Raw genomic sequence first — 15,845 nt, 5'->3', positions numbered from 1 at the left:
TGCTCCCGCGCGTAACGACCAATGGAAACGCCTACTGACACGCTCGCGGCGCCGAGAACCGCGTCTGCCCGGGTCGACCGTGACGTGGTCAGCCGGTTTGCCACCTGCTGCCGTGCGCTGGGTCTGACGGTCAACGACCGGCAGCGCCCGGCCGACCTCCCCGCCGCCCGCACCGGATTCGCCGCGCTGACCCATATCGCGCACGATCAGTGCGACGCGTGGACCGGCCTGGCCGCCGCCGGCGACGCCGGCGCCCGGGTCATCGAGGCGATCTGGTCGACCCGCGCCAGCGCGGGTGCGCTGCAGCGCCACGTGGAGTTGGCACCCGGTGCGCTGGGCTTCCACTACGACAGCGGGCTCTACCTCCAGTTCCGCGCGACCGACCCCGACGACTTCGGCCTGGCCTACGCGGCCGCGCTCTGCGACAACGGCGCCTACGCCGACGCCGACGCGCTGGTGGGCGAATTGATCGAGCGGCGGCCGGGGTGGCCGCAGGCCCGCTGGCTGCGGGTCGCCATCCACCACCGCACACAGCGCTGGTCGGACGTCGTCCGCCTGCTCACCCCCGTCGTCAACGATGCGTCCCTCGACGCGATGTACGCCCACGCCGCGCGCATCACGCTCGGCATCGCGCTGGCGCGGCTCGGCATGTTCGCCCCCGCGATGTCCTACCTCGCGGAGCCGGACGGACCCAACGCGGTGGCCGCGGTCGACGGTGGACTGGCCAAAGGCCTCACGCTGCGCGCCCAGGGGGAGGAGGAGGACGCCGCCGAGGTGCTGCAGGAGCTCTACGCGGCCAACCCGGAGAACGCGGAGATCGAGACGGCGCTGACCGACCCGACGTTCGGGCTGGTGACCACCACCGCGGCCCGTATCGAGGCGCGGGCCAACCCATGGGATCCCGAGACCGAACCCACCGAAGCCGATTTCGTCGACCCCGGCGCCAAGGACCGCAAGGCTCATCTGCTCGTCGAGGCCGAAGCGGAGCTGGCCGAGTTCATCGGACTCGAAGAGGTCAAGTATCAGGTCGCGCGACTGAAGAGTTCGGTGGCGATGGCGATCCGCCGCCAAGAGCGTGGCCTGGCCGTCGCGCAGCGCACCAACCACCTGGTGTTCGCCGGCCCGCCCGGCACCGGCAAGACGACCATCGCCCGCGTCGTCGCGAAGATCTACTGCGGACTCGGACTGCTGCGCAAGGAGACCGTGCGCGAGGTGCACCGCGCCGACCTGATCGGCCAGCACATCGGCGAGACCGAGGCCAAGACCAACGCGATCATCGACGCCGCGCTGGACGGCGTGCTGTTCCTCGACGAGGCCTACGCGCTGGTGTCCACCGGCGCCAAGAACGACTTCGGGCTCGTCGCCATCGACACGCTGCTGGCCCGGATGGAGAACGACCGCGACCGACTGGTCGTCATCATCGCCGGGTACCGCAAGGACCTCGACATGTTCCTCGACGCCAACGAGGGACTGCGGTCGCGGTTCACCCGCAGCATCGACTTCCCGTCGTACTCGCCGGGTGAACTCGTCGAGATGGCGGTGCGGATGGCCGAGAAGCGTGACAGCGTCTTCGAACCCGCCGCCCACGACGACATGGAGAAGCTGTTCGCCCAGCTGGCCGAGTCGTCGAGCCCGGACGCCAACGGCGTCGACCGGCGCAGCCTGGACATCGCCGGTAACGGCCGATTCGTCCGCAACCTCGTCGAGCGGTCCGAGGAAGAGCGCGAATACCGGCTGGATCACTCGTCCGCCGACGACTTCACCGACGAGGAACTGATGACCATCACCGTCGACGATGTGCGCAAGTCGGCCGAACCGTTGCTGCGCGGTCTCGGCTTGACGGTGTCGGCATGACCGGCCCCGAGGACCGGCGCTCGTTCAGCTCGCGCACGCCGGCCAACGACAACCCCGAGCGCGTCACGTACCGGCGCGGATTCGTCACCCGGCATCAGGTGTCGGGCTGGCGGTTCATGATGCGGCGCATCGCCTCCGGCGTGGCACTGCACGACACCCGAATGCTGGTCGACCCGCTGCGCACGCAGAGCCGCGCGGTGCTGACCGGCGCGCTGATCCTCATCACGGGCCTGGCCGGGTGCTTCGTGTTCTCCCTGATCCGCCCGGGCGGCTCGGCGGGCACCGACGCAGTGCTGGCCGACCGGTCGACTGCGGCGCTCTACGTCCGCATCGGCGAACAACTCCACCCCGTACTCAACCTCACCTCGGCGCGGCTGATCGCCGGGCGGGCGGACAACCCGACCACGGTCAAGACCAGCGAGATCGACCAGTTCCCCCGCGGTAACCTCGTCGGCATCCCCGGCGCCCCGGAACGCATGGTGCAGAACGTATCCCGGGACGCCGAGTGGACGGTGTGCGACGGCTCTTCCGGTGCGAACGCGGGTGTGACCGTCCTGGCCGGGCCGGTGGACTCGGACGGTGAGCGGGCCGCACCGCTCGCCGACGACCAGGCCGTGCTCGTCTCGAACGACGCGGGCGCATGGCTGCTGTGGGACGGCAGGCGCAGCCCGGTCGACCTGGCCAACCGCGCGATCACCGACGCACTCGGCTTTGGCGGCACCCCCGCGGCGCCCCGGCCCATCGCGCCCGGCTTGTTCAACGCCATCCCCGAAGCGCCCCCGCTCGCCGCTCCGGCGATCCCGGATGCCGGTGCGCCGCCGCGGTTCCCGCTGCCGGTCGCGGCGCCGGTCGGCGCGGTCGTCGCCGCCTTCGAGGCCGACAACACGATCCGCTACTACGCTGTGCTGCCCGACGGACTGCAGCCCGTCTCGCAGGTGCTGGCCGCGATCCTGCGTAACACCAACTCCTACGGTCTGAATCAACCGCCGCGCCTCGGTGCCGACGAGGTGTCCCGACTGCCGGAGTCCCGACTCCTCGACACCGACGCCTACCCGGACGTCCCGGTCACCGTCGTGGACGCGGCGGCAGACCCCGTCACCTGCGCCCACTGGGCGAAATCCGTTGACGCCGAGCAGAGTTCACTGAGCCTGCTGTCGGGGGCCGCGCTGCCGATGCCGGACGGGATCCGCACCCTCGACCTCGTCGGCGCCGGTAACGGGGTGACCGCCGACCGGGTGGCGCTCACACCGGGCAGCGGCTACTTCGTCCAGACGGTCGGTCAGGAACCGGGTTCGCCGATGGCCGGATCGCTGTTCTGGGTGAGCGACACCGGCGTGCGCTACGGCATCGAACCGGGCGAGAACGACCAGACCATTGCCGCGCTCGGACTGTCCGCACCACCCGTCCCGGTGCCGTGGTCGGTCCTCGCGCAGTTCGCCGCCGGCCCGACGCTGTCGCGGGATGACGCCCTGCTCGCCCACGACGCCCTGACCCCCGATCCGAATCCCGCGCGTCTGGAGAACCGATGAGCCGGCTGATCTTCGAGGCACACCGCCGGCTGCCCCCGCCGGCGACCCGCAAGGGCACCATCACCATCGAACCGCCGCCGGAGCTCCCACGGCTGGTGCCGCCGTCACTGCTGCGCCGGGTACTGCCGTACCTGATCGTGCTGCTGATCGTGGGGATGATCGTGGCGCTGGTCGCGACGGGGATGCGGCTGATCTCCCCGACGACGCTGTTCTTCCCGTTCGTGTTGCTGCTGGCGGCCACCGCGCTCTACCGCGGCACCGACAACAAGATGCGCACCGAGGAGGTCGACGCCGAACGCGCCGACTATCTGCGGTACCTGTCGGTGGTGCGCGACAACGTGCGTGCGCACGCGGCCGAGCAGCGTGCGGCACTGGAGTGGTCGCACCCGGCACCCGACGTGCTGGCCACCATCCCCGGAACGCGCAGGCAGTGGGAACGTGATCCCCGCGACGCGGACTTCCTGGTGCTGCGCGCGGGCCTGCACGACACCCCGCTCGACACCACGCTGCGGGTGAAGGACACCGCCGACGAGATCGACCTCGAGCCGGTCTCGCACACCACGCTGCGCGGGCTGCTCGACGTACAGCGCACCGTGCGCGACGCCCCGGCGGGCATCGACATCACGAAGGTCTCGCGGATCACGGTCTGCGGTGAGCCCGACGACGTGCGCGGCGCGCTGCGCGCATGGATCACCCAGGCGGTCACCTGGCACGATCCGAGTGTCCTCGGGGTGGCGCTGGCCGCGCCCGACGTCGACGGCGACTATTGGTCGTGGCTGAAGTGGTTGCCGCACACCGATATCCCGGGCGAAGCCGACGGCGTCGGACCGGCCCGCTACCTGGCCGCCGACATGGCGGAGTTGCGCGCGTCGCTGGCGCCCGCGCTGGCCGACCGACCCGCCTTCCCCGGCGACTCCGACCGGGTCTTCCGCCACCTGCTGGTGATCGTCGACGATCCCGAGGCCGACGTCGAGGATCTGGTGCGCAGGCCCGGCCTGGTCGGCGTGACGGTCGTGCACCGTGTCGCCACCGAACCGCACCGCGAACAGTATTCGAACCCCGAACGGCCGATCCTGCGGATCGCCGACGGCCGGATCGAACGCTGGCAGACCGGGGGCTGGCAGCCCTACGTCGACGCCGCGGACGCACTGGACGTCGCCGACGCCCGACACATCGCGCGCCGGCTGTCCCGCTGGGACTCCAATCCGAGCCACGCCCGTTCCACCACGACCGGCGGATCGACGTTCACCACGCTGCTGGGCATCCCGGACGCCTCGGCGCTCGACGTGGCTGCCCTGTGGGCGCCGCGGCGCCGCGACGAGGAACTGCGTGTGCCCATCGGCGTCACGGCCACGGGCGAACCGCTGTACTTCGACCTCAAGGACGAGGCGGAGGGCGGGATGGGCCCGCACGGCCTGATGATCGGTATGACCGGCTCGGGCAAGTCGCAGACCCTGATGTCGATCCTGTTGTCGCTGTTGACGACTCATTCCGCCGAGCGGCTGAACGTCATCTATGCCGACTTCAAGGGTGAGGCCGGCGCCGACATCTTCCGGGATTTCCCGCAGGTCATCGCGGTCATCTCGAACATGGCTGAGAAGCGTTCGCTGGCCGACCGGTTCGCCGACACCCTGCGCGGTGAGGTCGCACGGCGCGAGCAGCTGCTCAAGGAGACGGGCCGCCGTGTGCAGGGCAGCGCCTTCGGGTCGGTCACGGAGTACGAGGCCGCTCGCAATTCGGCCGCCGGCGCGGCCGCTGATCTGCCGCCGATGCCCACGCTGTTCGTGGTCGCCGACGAATTCACGCTGATGCTCGCCGACCATCCCGAATACGCCGACCTGTTCGACTACGTGGCCCGCAAGGGTCGCTCGTTCCGGATCCACATCCTGTTCGCCTCGCAGACGCTCGACGTCGGCAAGATCAAGGACATCGACAAGAACACCTCCTATCGCATCGGTCTGAAGGTCGCCAGCCCCAGCATCTCTCGCCAGATCATCGGAGTGGAGGACGCCTACCACATCGAGTCCGGACGCGAACACAAGGGCGAGGGCTTCCTGGTGCCCGCCCCGGGCGCCGTGCCGATCAAGTTCCGCAGCACCTACGTCGACGGCATCTACGAACCCCCGCGGGCCGAGAAGTCGATCGTGGTGCGGGCGCTGCCCCAGCCGCAGCTGTTCACCGCCTCGCGCGTGGAACCCGAACCGGACACGGTCATCCCCTCGGCCGAACCCGAGATCGAGGCGGCCCCGCCGCGCAAGCTGATCGCCACCATCGGCCAGCAGCTGGCGCAGTACGGACCCAAGGCGCCGCAGCTGTGGCTGCCCCCGCTGGACGAACCGATCGAGCTCATCGAGGTGCTGCAGCGGTCGGCCGTGCCGGCACGGCAGTGGCGCTGGCCGCTCGGCGAGATCGACAAGCCGTTCGAGATGCGGCGTGATCCACTGATCTTCGACGCCACGTCATCGGCCGCGAACATGGTCATCCACGGTGGGCCGAAGTCGGGCAAATCCACGGCGCTGCAGACGTTCATGCTGTCCGCGGCGGCGCTGCACTCACCGCGCGACGTCACGTTCTACTGCCTCGACTACGGCGGCGGCAAGCTCGCCCCGCTGGCCGAGCTGGCACACGTCGGCAGCGTGGCCACCCCGCTGGAGCCCGAACGTATCCGGCGCACCTTCGGTGAGCTCGAGCAGCTGCTGCGGGCGCGGCAGGCCAACGGCGCCCGCGCTGAGTCGTTCCCCGACGGCTACGGCGAGGTGTTCCTCGTCATCGACAACCTGTACGCGTTCAGCCGCGACAACACCGACACCTTCAACACGCGTAACCCGCTGCTGGGCAAGGTGACCGAGCTCGTCAACAACGGCCTCGCGTACGGCATCCACGTCGTCATCACCACCCCGAACTGGCTCGAGGTGCCGCTGAACATGCGCGACGGGCTCGGGCTGCGACTCGAACTCAAACTGCACGACAGCCACGACAGCAATGTGCGGATCGTCGGCGCCCTGCGCCGCCCCGCCGACAGCGTGCCCGCCGACCAGCCAGGTCGCGGGTTGACCATGGCCGCCGAGCACTTCCTGTTCGCCACCCCGGCACTCGACCTCATCCCCGCCATCAACGCCCGGTTCCCCGAGCAGTCGGCGCCGCCGGTGCGGTTGCTGCCGCAGAAGCTGGCGCCGAACGCGCTGGGGACGCTCTACCCGGGACCCGAGCGGGTCGTCATCGGTCAGCGGGAAGAGGACCTCGCTCCGGTCGTGCTGGACTTCGCGGAGAACCCGCTGCTGATGGTGTTCGGCGACAACCGGTCCGGCAAGACGACGCTGTTGCGCCACATCATCCGCACCGTCCGGGAGCACTCGACCGCCGACGAGGTCGCGTTCACCGTCGTCGACCGCCGTCTGCAACTGGTCGACGAACCGCTGTTCGCCGACAACGAGTACACCGCGAACATCGACCGCATCACCCCGGCGATGCTCGGGCTCTCGGCGCTGATCGAGAAGCGCCGGCCCCCGGCAGGTCTGACTCCCGCGCAGCTCAGTGGTTGGTCATATCAGGGGCACACGCACTACCTGATCATCGACGACGTCGACCAGATCCCGGACGGACCCGCCGTCAGCGGGCCCTACGTCGGACAGCGTCCGTGGACACCGCTGATCGGGCTGCTCTCCCAGGCAGGCGATCTCGGGCTGCGGGTGATCGTCACCGCCAGGGCGACCGGCTCGGCCCACGCGGTGATGACCGCACCGCTGCTGCGCAGGCTCAACGACCTGCAGGCGACCACGCTGATGCTGTCCGGTAACCCGCAGGACAGCGGCAAACTGCGCGGCCACCGGTTCAGCCGGCTGCCCGCGGGCCGGGCGCTGCTGCTCGGCGACAGCGACACCCCCACGTTCGTCCAGCTCGTCAATCCGCTGATCGAGGCGACCGCCTCGACCCGCACCCACGGAAAGGACTACCGCTGATGACCCTTCGCGTCGTCCCAGAGGGACTCACCGCGGCGAGCGCCGCCGTCGAGGCACTGACCGCCCGGCTGGCCTCCGCCCACGCGGCCGCCGCACCGCTGATCGGTGCGGTGCTCCCGCCCGCCGCCGATCCCGTCTCGCTGCAGACCGCGGCCGGGCTGAGCGCCAACGGCGGCCGGCACGAGGCGGTGGCGGCCCAGGGCGTCCAGGAACTCGGCCGGTCCGGCGTCGGCGTCGGCCAGTCCGGCGCGAGCTACGCCAGCGGCGACGCGCTCAACGCGTCCTCGTACATGATCGCCCGCGGCTGACATGTCTTCCCGCGTCGCTTCGCTCGCCCCGTCATGACCGCCCCCATCTGGATGGCCCTGCCACCCGAGGTCCACTCGGCACTGCTCTCCAGCGGCCCAGGACCCGGATCGCTGCTGGCCGCGGCGGGGGCCTGGCAGTCGCTGAGCGCCGAATACGCCTCAGCCGCAGCGGAACTGACCGGTGTACTCGGCTCAGTACAGGCCGGCGCATGGGAAGGCCCGAGCGCCGAGCAGTACGTCGCGGCGCACACCCCGTACCTGGCGTGGCTGGCGCAGGCCAGCGTGAACAGCGCGGCAACCGCAGCGCAGCACGAAACTGCCGCGGTCGCCTACAGCACCGCGCTGGCCACGATGCCGACACTGGGGGAGTTGGCCGCCAACCACGCCACCCACGCGGTCCTGCTCGCCACGAACTTCCTCGGTATCAACACCATTCCGATCGCGATCACCGAAGCCGACTACGTGCGGATGTGGATCCAGGCCGCCACCACCATGAGCACCTATCAGGCCGTCGCCGGTGCCGCGGTGGCCGCCACTCCGACGACGGCGCCCGCACCCTTCCTGCTGGCGCCCGGAGTCGGCGAGGCGGGTCAGACGATGGCGACCATGCAGCAGGTCGGCGCGCAGGCCCAGGCGGCCGAATCCGGTTCGTCGCTCAACATCTCCGACAGCATCAATCAGTTGCTGGAGATGTACCTGCAGAACGTGCCCGGCGGGCAGGAGATCATCGACTTCCTGCGTGATCCGCTCGGCAACCTGCAGACCCTGATCAACGACTTCATGACCAATCCGTCTGCGGCGCTGGTGACGTGGGGTCCGCTGCTGACGGCGGTGGCGTATCAGGTCTTCACCAACCTGGTCGGGTGGCCGACCTGGGCGATGATCTTCGCCTCTCCGTTCCTGCTCGCGGCCCTCATCCCGCTGGGCATCGCCGGGCTGGTGCTGATCATCGACGCCCTCAAACCCGAACTCGTGGAACCGCCCGCGCCCCAGCCGGAAACGGCGCCCGCACCGGCTTCTTCGCGGCCGGAACCGCAGGTGTTCCCGGTCGCCGGGATTCCCGCGGGCGCGCCCGCGGCGCCCGCCCCGGCCCCGGCAGGCAGCACCGCGGCCGCACCGGCTGCTCCCGCCCCCGCCGCGTCGGCGGCCGCACCGCTGGTGCCCTACGCGGTGCGCGGCGCGGATCCCGGTGAGGGGTTCACGCCGACCCTGCGCGACTCCGCCAGCGCCAAGGCGCCCGCCGGCGACATCCCGGCCGCCGCGGCCGCAGCGGCGGCGGCGTCGGCCGCAGCCCGCCGGAAACGCAGGCGCCGCAAGGTCGCCGAGGTGAAGGGCCGCGGATACGCCGACGCGTACATGGATTACGAAGACGATCCCGACGAGCCGCCGGTCGACGAGCCGCGGGTGGCGGCGTCCACGCGCGGTGCCGGCCCGATGGGGTTCACCGGCACCGCACCCACGGCCGATGCCCGGGCGACCGGCTTGACGACCCTGTCCCCGGATGCGTTCGGGTCCGGACCGGTCAGCCCCATGCTGCCCGGCGGCTGGAACCCTGACGGCGAGCCGGGGCCGACCGGCGAGGAGCCGGAAGGGGGATCGCGCACCTGATCGAAAACGCTGTAGCCCCACATCTTTCCGCACGACGAAAGGAACAACCATGAGCATGCTCGACGCCCACATCCCCCAGATCGTCGCCTCCGAGGCCGCCTTCGGCACGAAGGCCGCGCTGATGCGTAGCACGATGGCGCAGGCCGAACAGGCCGCGACGTCCGCCCAGGCCTTCCACATGGGCGAGTCGTCGGCCGCCTTCCAGGCCGCCCACGCCCGCTTCATCGAGGTCTCGGCGAAGGTCAACGCCCTGCTCGACATCGCCCAGGCCAACCTCGGCGACGCCGCCGGAACCTACGTGGCCGAGGACGCGTCGGCCGCCAGCACCTACACCGCCATCTGACGTACTCCGCCAAAAGCCAAGCCGCACAAGACTCAGGAGATCTCCATGTCCCAGATCATGTACAACTACCCGGCGATGCTGGCGCACGCGGGCGAGATGTCGAGCTACGCGGGTGCCATGCACGCCGTCGGCGCCGACATCGCCGCCGAGCAGGCCGCGCTGGCCGGCGCCTGGCAGGGCGACACCGGTACCACCTACCAGGCGTGGCAGGCACAGTGGAACGCCAGCCTCGAGGAACTCGTCCGTGCCTACCGCGCGATGGCGAGCACCCACGAGGCCAACACCATGTCGATGAGCGCCCGGGATCAGGCCGAGGGCGCCAAGTGGGGCTGAGCGCCTCACGCCGGGCTGGGTTTGTATCGGTTTGCAGTGGGCCCGAACGCCGTTGAACTGACCGCCGCCCAGGCGTGGTTCGTCGCCGACACCATCGGCGCGGGATCGCTGCCATGGGTGCTGGCGATCACCCCGCCGTACCGCCACGAGGCGGATCGGGCGCCGTTCGCCGCGGAGACGGTCGCGGAGCTCGAAGCGCTCGGTGTGCTGTCGGCTGAGGACGGGGCGATCGATCCCGGGGTGGCCGACTGGATCCGGGTGGTGTGCCGCGCCGAGCAGTGGCTCGATGTGCGGTTCGTCTCCGGACGGGGTGCGCTCCTGCGCGGTGTGGTGGCGCGCCGTGCGGGGCGGACGGTCGTCGCGCTGCGCAGCGGTGCGCTGGTCACGTTCACCCGCATGGACATCGACCACCCCCACGCCCTGGTGCCGGTGCTCTGCGCCGGGCTGTCGCAGCGGCCGCCGGCCCGGTTCCCGGAGTTCACGCTGCCGACCGACGTCGGCGCCCGCGCGGACGAGCGGATCCGACAGGGTGCGCCGCTGGCCGAGGTGCTGGACTTCCTCGGCATCCCGCCGTCGGCGCGACCGGTTGTCGAGGCGGCGTTCGACACCTCGCGGACCTATGTCGAGATCGTGGCGGGCGAACACCGCGACGGCCACCGGGTGAGCACCCAGGTGGGGGCCAGCATCGTCGACACCACCGAGGGCCGGGTCCTGGTGAGCCCGACCCGGGCGTTCGACGGTGAGTGGGTGTCGACGTTCGCGCCCGGCACCCCGTTCGCCATCGCCGCGGCCGTCGAGCGGCTGACCGGATCCCTACCCAGCGGTGCCTGGTTCCCCGACCTGCACCTCATCCGAGACTTCGATACCCGAGACACGAGAGAACCGAGAACACGACAATGTCCGACAACACTGTGATGCCGATCGTGCGGGTGGCCGTGCTCGCCGGTGGCGACGACGGCGGCCGCCTGACCGAGATGGCGCTGCCGGCCGACCTGCCGCTGCGCGAGATCCTGCCTGCGGTGCAGCGCATGGCGCGCCCGCACGACGACGGCCAGGACGGGGACGATTCGGCGTCCCGACCGGCGAGGCTGAGTCTGGCCCCGATCGGGGGAGCGCCGTTCAGCCTGGACGCGACGTTGGACACCGTCGGTGTGGTCGACGGCGACCTGCTCGCGCTGCAACCCGTCCCCGCCGGACCGGCGGCACCGCGCATCGTCGAGGACATCGCGGACGCCGCGGTGATCTTCTCCGCCGCGCAGGACAAGCGCTGGGGCCCCTGGCACATCAAGCGGGCGGCGGCCATCGCGGCGATTGGTCTGATCCTGGTCGCGACGGGTCTGAGTGTGGCGCACCGGATCGTGACCGAGGACGCGCTCGGGCTCATCGTGGTGTGCGCCGCGGCGATCGTGGCGGTGCTCGGATCGCTGCTCACCCGTGCCGCCTCACCGGCGCTGGGCAGCGCGCTGGCGATCGCCGCGCTGCCCCCGGTGGCCGCCGCGTTCGCGCTCGCGGTGCCCGGTGACTTCGGCGCCGCGCAGATACTGCTGGCCGCGGCGGGTGTCACCGCGTGGTCGGTCATCAGCCTGACCACCGGTGACCGCGCCGTCGCGTTGTTCACCACCACGGCCGCAACGGGTTTCGGGGTGTTGGTGGCCGCCGCTACGGCGACGGTGTGGACGCTGTCGGAGACCGTGCTGGGCTGCCTGCTCATCCTCATCGGGCTGCTGGTGACCGTGCAGGCCGCGCAGCTGTCCGCGATGTGGGCCCGGTTCCCGCTGCCGGTGATCCCCGCCCCCGGTGACCCGACGCCGTCGGCGCAGCCGCTGCGCGTGCTCGAGGATCTACCGCGCCGCGTGCGGATGAGCCAGTCGCACCAGACCGGATTCCTCGCCGCGGGTGTGCTGCTCAGCGTGACGGGGTCCCTGGTCCTCGTCGGCCAGCAGGACGGGTCCCGCTGGGAGTGGTACGTCGTGGCGGCCGCCGCGGTGGGGGCCGTGCTGCGCGCCCGGGTGTGGGATTCGGCGCCGTGCAAGGCCTGGCTGCTGGCCCACCCGTTCCTGCTCGCCGTCGCGCTGCTCGTGCTCTTCGCCGCGACCGACCGGTACGACGCCGCCTGGTGGGCGCTCGCGGCCGCGGTGGCGCTGGTGGCGGTCCTGGTCGTGGTGGCGCTGAACCCGTCGATCGCCTCGCCCGAGACGTACTCGCTGCCGATGCGCCGACTGGTGGGCTTCGCCGCGGCCGGGGTGGACGCCTCGCTGATCCCGGTGATGGCCTATCTGGTCGGACTGTTCAGCTGGGTGCTCAACAGGTGATCCGGCCTCTCGCCCTGCTGGCCGTCACCGCTGCGGTCGTGTTGCTCGGCGCGCCGTCCGCGGTGGCGGTGAGCCCGCCGGAGGTGGACCCCGGGGCACCTCCGCCGTCGGGCAGCGCCGGGCCGGTGCAGCCGATGGCGCAGCGCGGTGACTGCGTCGTCGGCGGTGTGCTGCCGGGTAGTGACCCCCGCGCGGCCAGCCCGAGCCAGTTGGCGCTCAACCTGTCCGGGGCCTGGCGGCACAGCAGGGGGGAAGGCCAGACGGTCGCCGTCATCGACACCGGCGTCACACCGGGCCCGCGCCTGCCCAACGTCGACCCGGGTGGGGACTACCTCGGCTCGACCGACGGGCTCACCGATTGCGACGGACACGGCACGCTGGTCGCCGGCCTGATCGCCGGTCAGCCGGGTGACGACGGCTTCTCCGGGGTCGCGCCCGCCGCGCGCATCGTCTCGATCCGCCAGAACTCGCCCCGCTTCGCGCCGGTGAACCCGGGGGAGGACCCGGTGGTGTCGCGCGCCGCAGCCGACGTCGCGAGCCTCGCGCGGGCGGTGGTGCGGGCCGCCGATCTGGGCGCGCGCGTCATCAACATCTCGGTGGTGAGCTGCCTGCCCGCCACCAAGAGCGTCGACCAGACCGAACTCGGTGCGGCGCTGCGCTATGCGGCCCGCGAGAAGGACGCCGTGATCGTGGCCGCGGCGGGCAACAACCGCGCCGGCACGAGTACCGGAACGGCCTGTCAAGCCAATCCGCCCGCCGACCTCAGCCGGCCGGACGATCCCCGCAACTGGGCCGGTGTCACGTCTGTGTCGATCCCGTCCTGGTGGCAGCCCTACGTGCTGTCCGTCGGGTCGTTGACCACGACGGGACAACCCTCGGACTTCACGATGTCCGGTCCGTGGGTCGGCATCGCCGCACCGGGTGAGGACATCACGTCGGTGAGCAACGGCCCCGACGGCGGGCTCGCGAACGGACTGCCCAACGACCGCAACGAGCTGTTCCCGGTCAGCGGAACCAGTTACGCGGCCGCCTACGTCTCCGGGGTGGCCGCGCTGGTGCGCAGCCGATTCCCGGAACTGACCGCCGAGGAGGTGGTGCAGCGCCTCACCACGACCGCGCATGGCGGCGCGCGGTCACCCTCCAACGTGGTGGGTGCGGGCAGCGTCGACCCGGTCGCCGCGCTCACCTGGGAGATCCCCGCCGAGCCGGTGGTGACGGTGAACGCGAAACCCATAGCTGCGCCGCCGGTTCCACCGGCACCCGACCACACACCCCGCACGGTCGCCCTGATCGGCACCGCGGCGCTGGCCGTCACGGTGCTCGCTGCCGTTGTGGCGGCCCGACGACGAAAGGACGAGGCCTCATGACGGCCCGGATCACCCTCGCGCTGCTGTTCGTCATCCCAGCGGCGCTGGCCTACCCGTGGCCGACCACCGCCGAGCGATGGGTGCTCGGCGTGTCCATCGCCGTCGTCGTCGTGCTCTTCGCATGGTGGCGTGGGCTTTTCGTGACCGACATCGTGCGGCGCCGCATCGCGATACTGCTGCGTAACCGACGCGGCGGCCACAGCCGCCACGCGCCCGCGCAGTACGCCACGGTGGCACTGCGCGTCGACAGCGCACCCTCGGGTGATCTGCCGCTTGCGCTGCTCGCCGGATACGTGGACCGCTACGGGGTGCGGGCGCACAAGGTCCGCGTCGTCAGCAGGGATGTCGCGGGCGAGCGGACGACGTGGATCGCGCTGACCGTCGGCGCGAAAGACAATCTGGCGGCGCTTCAGGCTCGCTCGGCCCACCTGCCGCTGCGTGAGACCACCGAGATCGCCGCCCGCAGGCTCACCGACCACCTGCGCGAGGTCGGTTGGACGGTCACCCCGGTCGACGAGGCGCCGTCGCCCGCCCCGCCGTCGGCGCGCGAGACGTGGCGCGGTCTGCGCAGCGACGAGGGTCATGTCGCGGCTTACCGGGTGAGCGTCGACGGGCAGCTGGCCGACACCCTCGCCGCCGTGGCCGCGCAGCCGTCGGCCGAGACGTGGACGGCCCTCGACATCGTGGGCACGTCAAAGCATCTCGAGGTGATCGTGGGCTGCACGCTGCTCACCGAGGACAAGCCGAAAGCCCGGGCGCCGCTGGCCGGCCTGACACCCCAGCGCGGTAGGCACCGGCCTGCGGTCGAGACGCTGCATCCGCTGTCGGTCGAGCGGCTCGAAGGGCATCCCGTACCGGTCACCGAGGAGGTCCTGCACGGGCTGCGCTGGCCGGTCGCGCACGGCGCCCCGGCCGCCGTCAGCTGAACATGAAGTCGCGCAGGAAGCGCGTCATGCGGCGCAGGTAGTCCGGCTGGCTGACGTGCAGCAGGTGGTTGCCCGGGAACCAGTGGAATGCGCACCGATCCCAGTGCTCCCAGAGCAGTTCGGCCTGCTCGGGCGGCGCCAGCCGGTCACCGAGTCCGGTGATGATCAACCGGCGGTCCCGCGGCACCAGCGGCGGATAGTTCAGCGGTGACGGGTAGCGCGACGCCGCTGCCTCGAGCTCCGGGTCGATGCGGGCGATCCGGCGGTTGAGGGCCACCAGCTTGTTGGCGGGAAACCATTCGTCGACCGTGCGGTCCGGGGTCACCACCGGCACGTTCGGGATGACCGCCTGGATCCGGTCGTCCACCGAAGCCAGCAGCGCGGAGGTGAACCCGCCGAGGGAGATCCCGGTGACCGCGACCCGGTCGACACCGGTGAACTCGAGATAGTCCACGAGGGACCGGAAATCGTGGACGGCCTGGGCCATCGCCTCGGCGAAGCCGGCGAACCCGTTGGCGAAGTAGCCGTATCCGCTGTAGGGGGAGTGCTTCTCGGCGCGCCGGCCGTGGAACGGCAGGGTGTAGAGCAGGACGTCGTAGCCGGATCGGTAGAACCACGGCAGCGACAGGAACTGGCCGTTGAACAGGTACGCCGAACCCATGAACCCGTGGATGACGCACAGCGTCGGATGCGGCCCGTCGTCGTGGCGCCAGTGCTGGGCGTGCACGACGTTGTTTCGCGTGAAACCACGGCCGCGCTCGCGCAGGGCCGGGTTGACCGCCTCGAAACTGCTGCGGAAGCGGATGTTGTGGACGCGGCCGTGCGCGGTCCACTCGGCGACCGGATTCGCCGGCCGGGAGAAGATGCGGGGCGGCTCGGTCGGGGCCGGGAACGACACCTGCGGATCCTGGGCGGCGGCGAGTTCGCCGTAGAACCGCAGGTGCTCGGCGTCGGCGCGGGTGGTGGCGGGGCGCAGCGCGGCGGCAAGCACTGACGGCAGCATCGCCGCAGCGACCATCGAGGCGACTGCGGTGCGCAACGCGACGTCAGCGGTGGCCGAGGCGTCGACGATCAGGCGCTGGCGCGCGGTGAGGTCGGCCCGCCGTGGCAGCCCGCCCTTTCCGGCGTCGCCGCCGGGCACGTCGAGGATCGGGACGGGCGGATCGACCGGATCGGCGGGTGACGTCATCGAAGCCGATGGTAGCCCGCAAACCCCAGATCGAGTGTGTCCTCAGGGCGAGAAAGCCGCCCGGATCGCACCTTCGCGGCACACTCGGCGCCAGAAATACACAGTCGGCGGTGCCAG

12 protein-coding genes are annotated in these 15,845 nt (G+C 71.2%); 11 read left to right on the top strand and 1 reads right to left on the bottom strand.

Going from position 1 to position 15,845, the window contains the following annotated elements; all coding sequences use genetic code 11:
* Window positions 1-21 precede the first annotated feature (21 nt).
* Genes eccA through eccE form a run of 11 tightly spaced genes read left to right on the top strand, consistent with a single transcriptional unit; the run spans window position 22 to window position 14,539 of the window.
* Entirely contained in the window at window positions 22-1,854 is a 1,833-nt protein-coding gene (eccA, locus tag G6N30_RS18790; protein ID WP_197906147.1) for a type VII secretion AAA-ATPase EccA, read from the top strand.
* On the top strand, window positions 1,851-3,383 hold the full coding sequence (gene eccB / locus G6N30_RS18785; protein WP_134057948.1) for a type VII secretion protein EccB: 1,533 nt from the start codon (window positions 1,851-1,853) through the stop codon (window positions 3,381-3,383). The genes eccA and eccB overlap by 4 nt, the downstream gene beginning before the upstream one ends.
* Complete coding sequence (gene eccCa, locus G6N30_RS18780) at window positions 3,380-7,342, top strand: type VII secretion protein EccCa (protein ID WP_134057946.1); 3,963 nt, start codon at window positions 3,380-3,382, stop codon at window positions 7,340-7,342. The genes eccB and eccCa overlap by 4 nt, the downstream gene beginning before the upstream one ends.
* Entirely contained in the window at window positions 7,342-7,650 is a 309-nt protein-coding gene (locus tag G6N30_RS18775; RefSeq protein ID WP_134057944.1) for a PE family protein, read from the top strand. Before eccCa ends, G6N30_RS18775 begins: the two co-directional genes overlap by 1 nt.
* Window positions 7,651-7,683: 33 nt before the next feature.
* Entirely contained in the window at window positions 7,684-9,258 is a 1,575-nt protein-coding gene (locus G6N30_RS18770) for a PPE family protein (RefSeq protein WP_134057942.1), read from the top strand.
* Window positions 9,259-9,307: 49 nt separating this feature from the next.
* Window positions 9,308-9,601: a type VII secretion protein EsxS gene (locus G6N30_RS18765; RefSeq protein ID WP_134057940.1), complete on the top strand. Its 294-nt coding sequence runs from the start codon at window positions 9,308-9,310 to the stop codon at window positions 9,599-9,601.
* A 45-nt stretch (window positions 9,602-9,646) separates the two neighbouring features.
* Window positions 9,647-9,934: a WXG100 family type VII secretion target gene (locus tag G6N30_RS18760; RefSeq protein WP_134057939.1), complete on the top strand. Its 288-nt coding sequence runs from the start codon at window positions 9,647-9,649 to the stop codon at window positions 9,932-9,934.
* Window positions 9,935-9,970: 36 nt separating this feature from the next.
* Complete coding sequence (locus G6N30_RS18755; protein WP_134057938.1) at window positions 9,971-10,849, top strand: ESX secretion-associated protein EspG; 879 nt, start codon at window positions 9,971-9,973, stop codon at window positions 10,847-10,849.
* On the top strand, window positions 10,831-12,246 hold the full coding sequence (gene eccD, locus G6N30_RS18750) for a type VII secretion integral membrane protein EccD (protein WP_134057937.1): 1,416 nt from the start codon (window positions 10,831-10,833) through the stop codon (window positions 12,244-12,246). Before G6N30_RS18755 ends, eccD begins: the two co-directional genes overlap by 19 nt.
* Window positions 12,243-13,613: a type VII secretion-associated serine protease mycosin gene (gene mycP, locus G6N30_RS18745; RefSeq protein WP_134057935.1), complete on the top strand. Its 1,371-nt coding sequence runs from the start codon at window positions 12,243-12,245 to the stop codon at window positions 13,611-13,613. The genes eccD and mycP overlap by 4 nt, the downstream gene beginning before the upstream one ends.
* Window positions 13,610-14,539 carry a type VII secretion protein EccE gene (gene eccE, locus G6N30_RS18740; protein WP_134057933.1) on the top strand — a complete coding sequence of 310 codons (930 nt, stop codon included), beginning with the start codon at window positions 13,610-13,612 and terminating at the stop codon, window positions 14,537-14,539. Before mycP ends, eccE begins: the two co-directional genes overlap by 4 nt.
* On the opposite strand, the gene G6N30_RS18735 is transcribed toward eccE, so the two are convergent.
* Window positions 14,532-15,728 (bottom strand): alpha/beta hydrolase family protein, encoded by a 1,197-nt coding sequence (locus G6N30_RS18735; RefSeq protein WP_134057931.1) that lies wholly within the window; start codon window positions 15,726-15,728, stop codon window positions 14,532-14,534. The two genes, eccE and G6N30_RS18735, sit on opposite strands and share 8 nt — an antisense overlap.
* Window positions 15,729-15,845 lie beyond the last annotated feature (117 nt).

It is taken from the genome of Mycolicibacterium litorale (assembly GCF_010731695.1).
Lineage (GTDB): Bacteria > Actinomycetota > Actinomycetes > Mycobacteriales > Mycobacteriaceae > Mycobacterium > Mycobacterium litorale.
The sequence above is the reverse complement of the archived record's forward strand: the minus strand, read 5'-3'. Positions and strand labels throughout refer to the sequence as shown.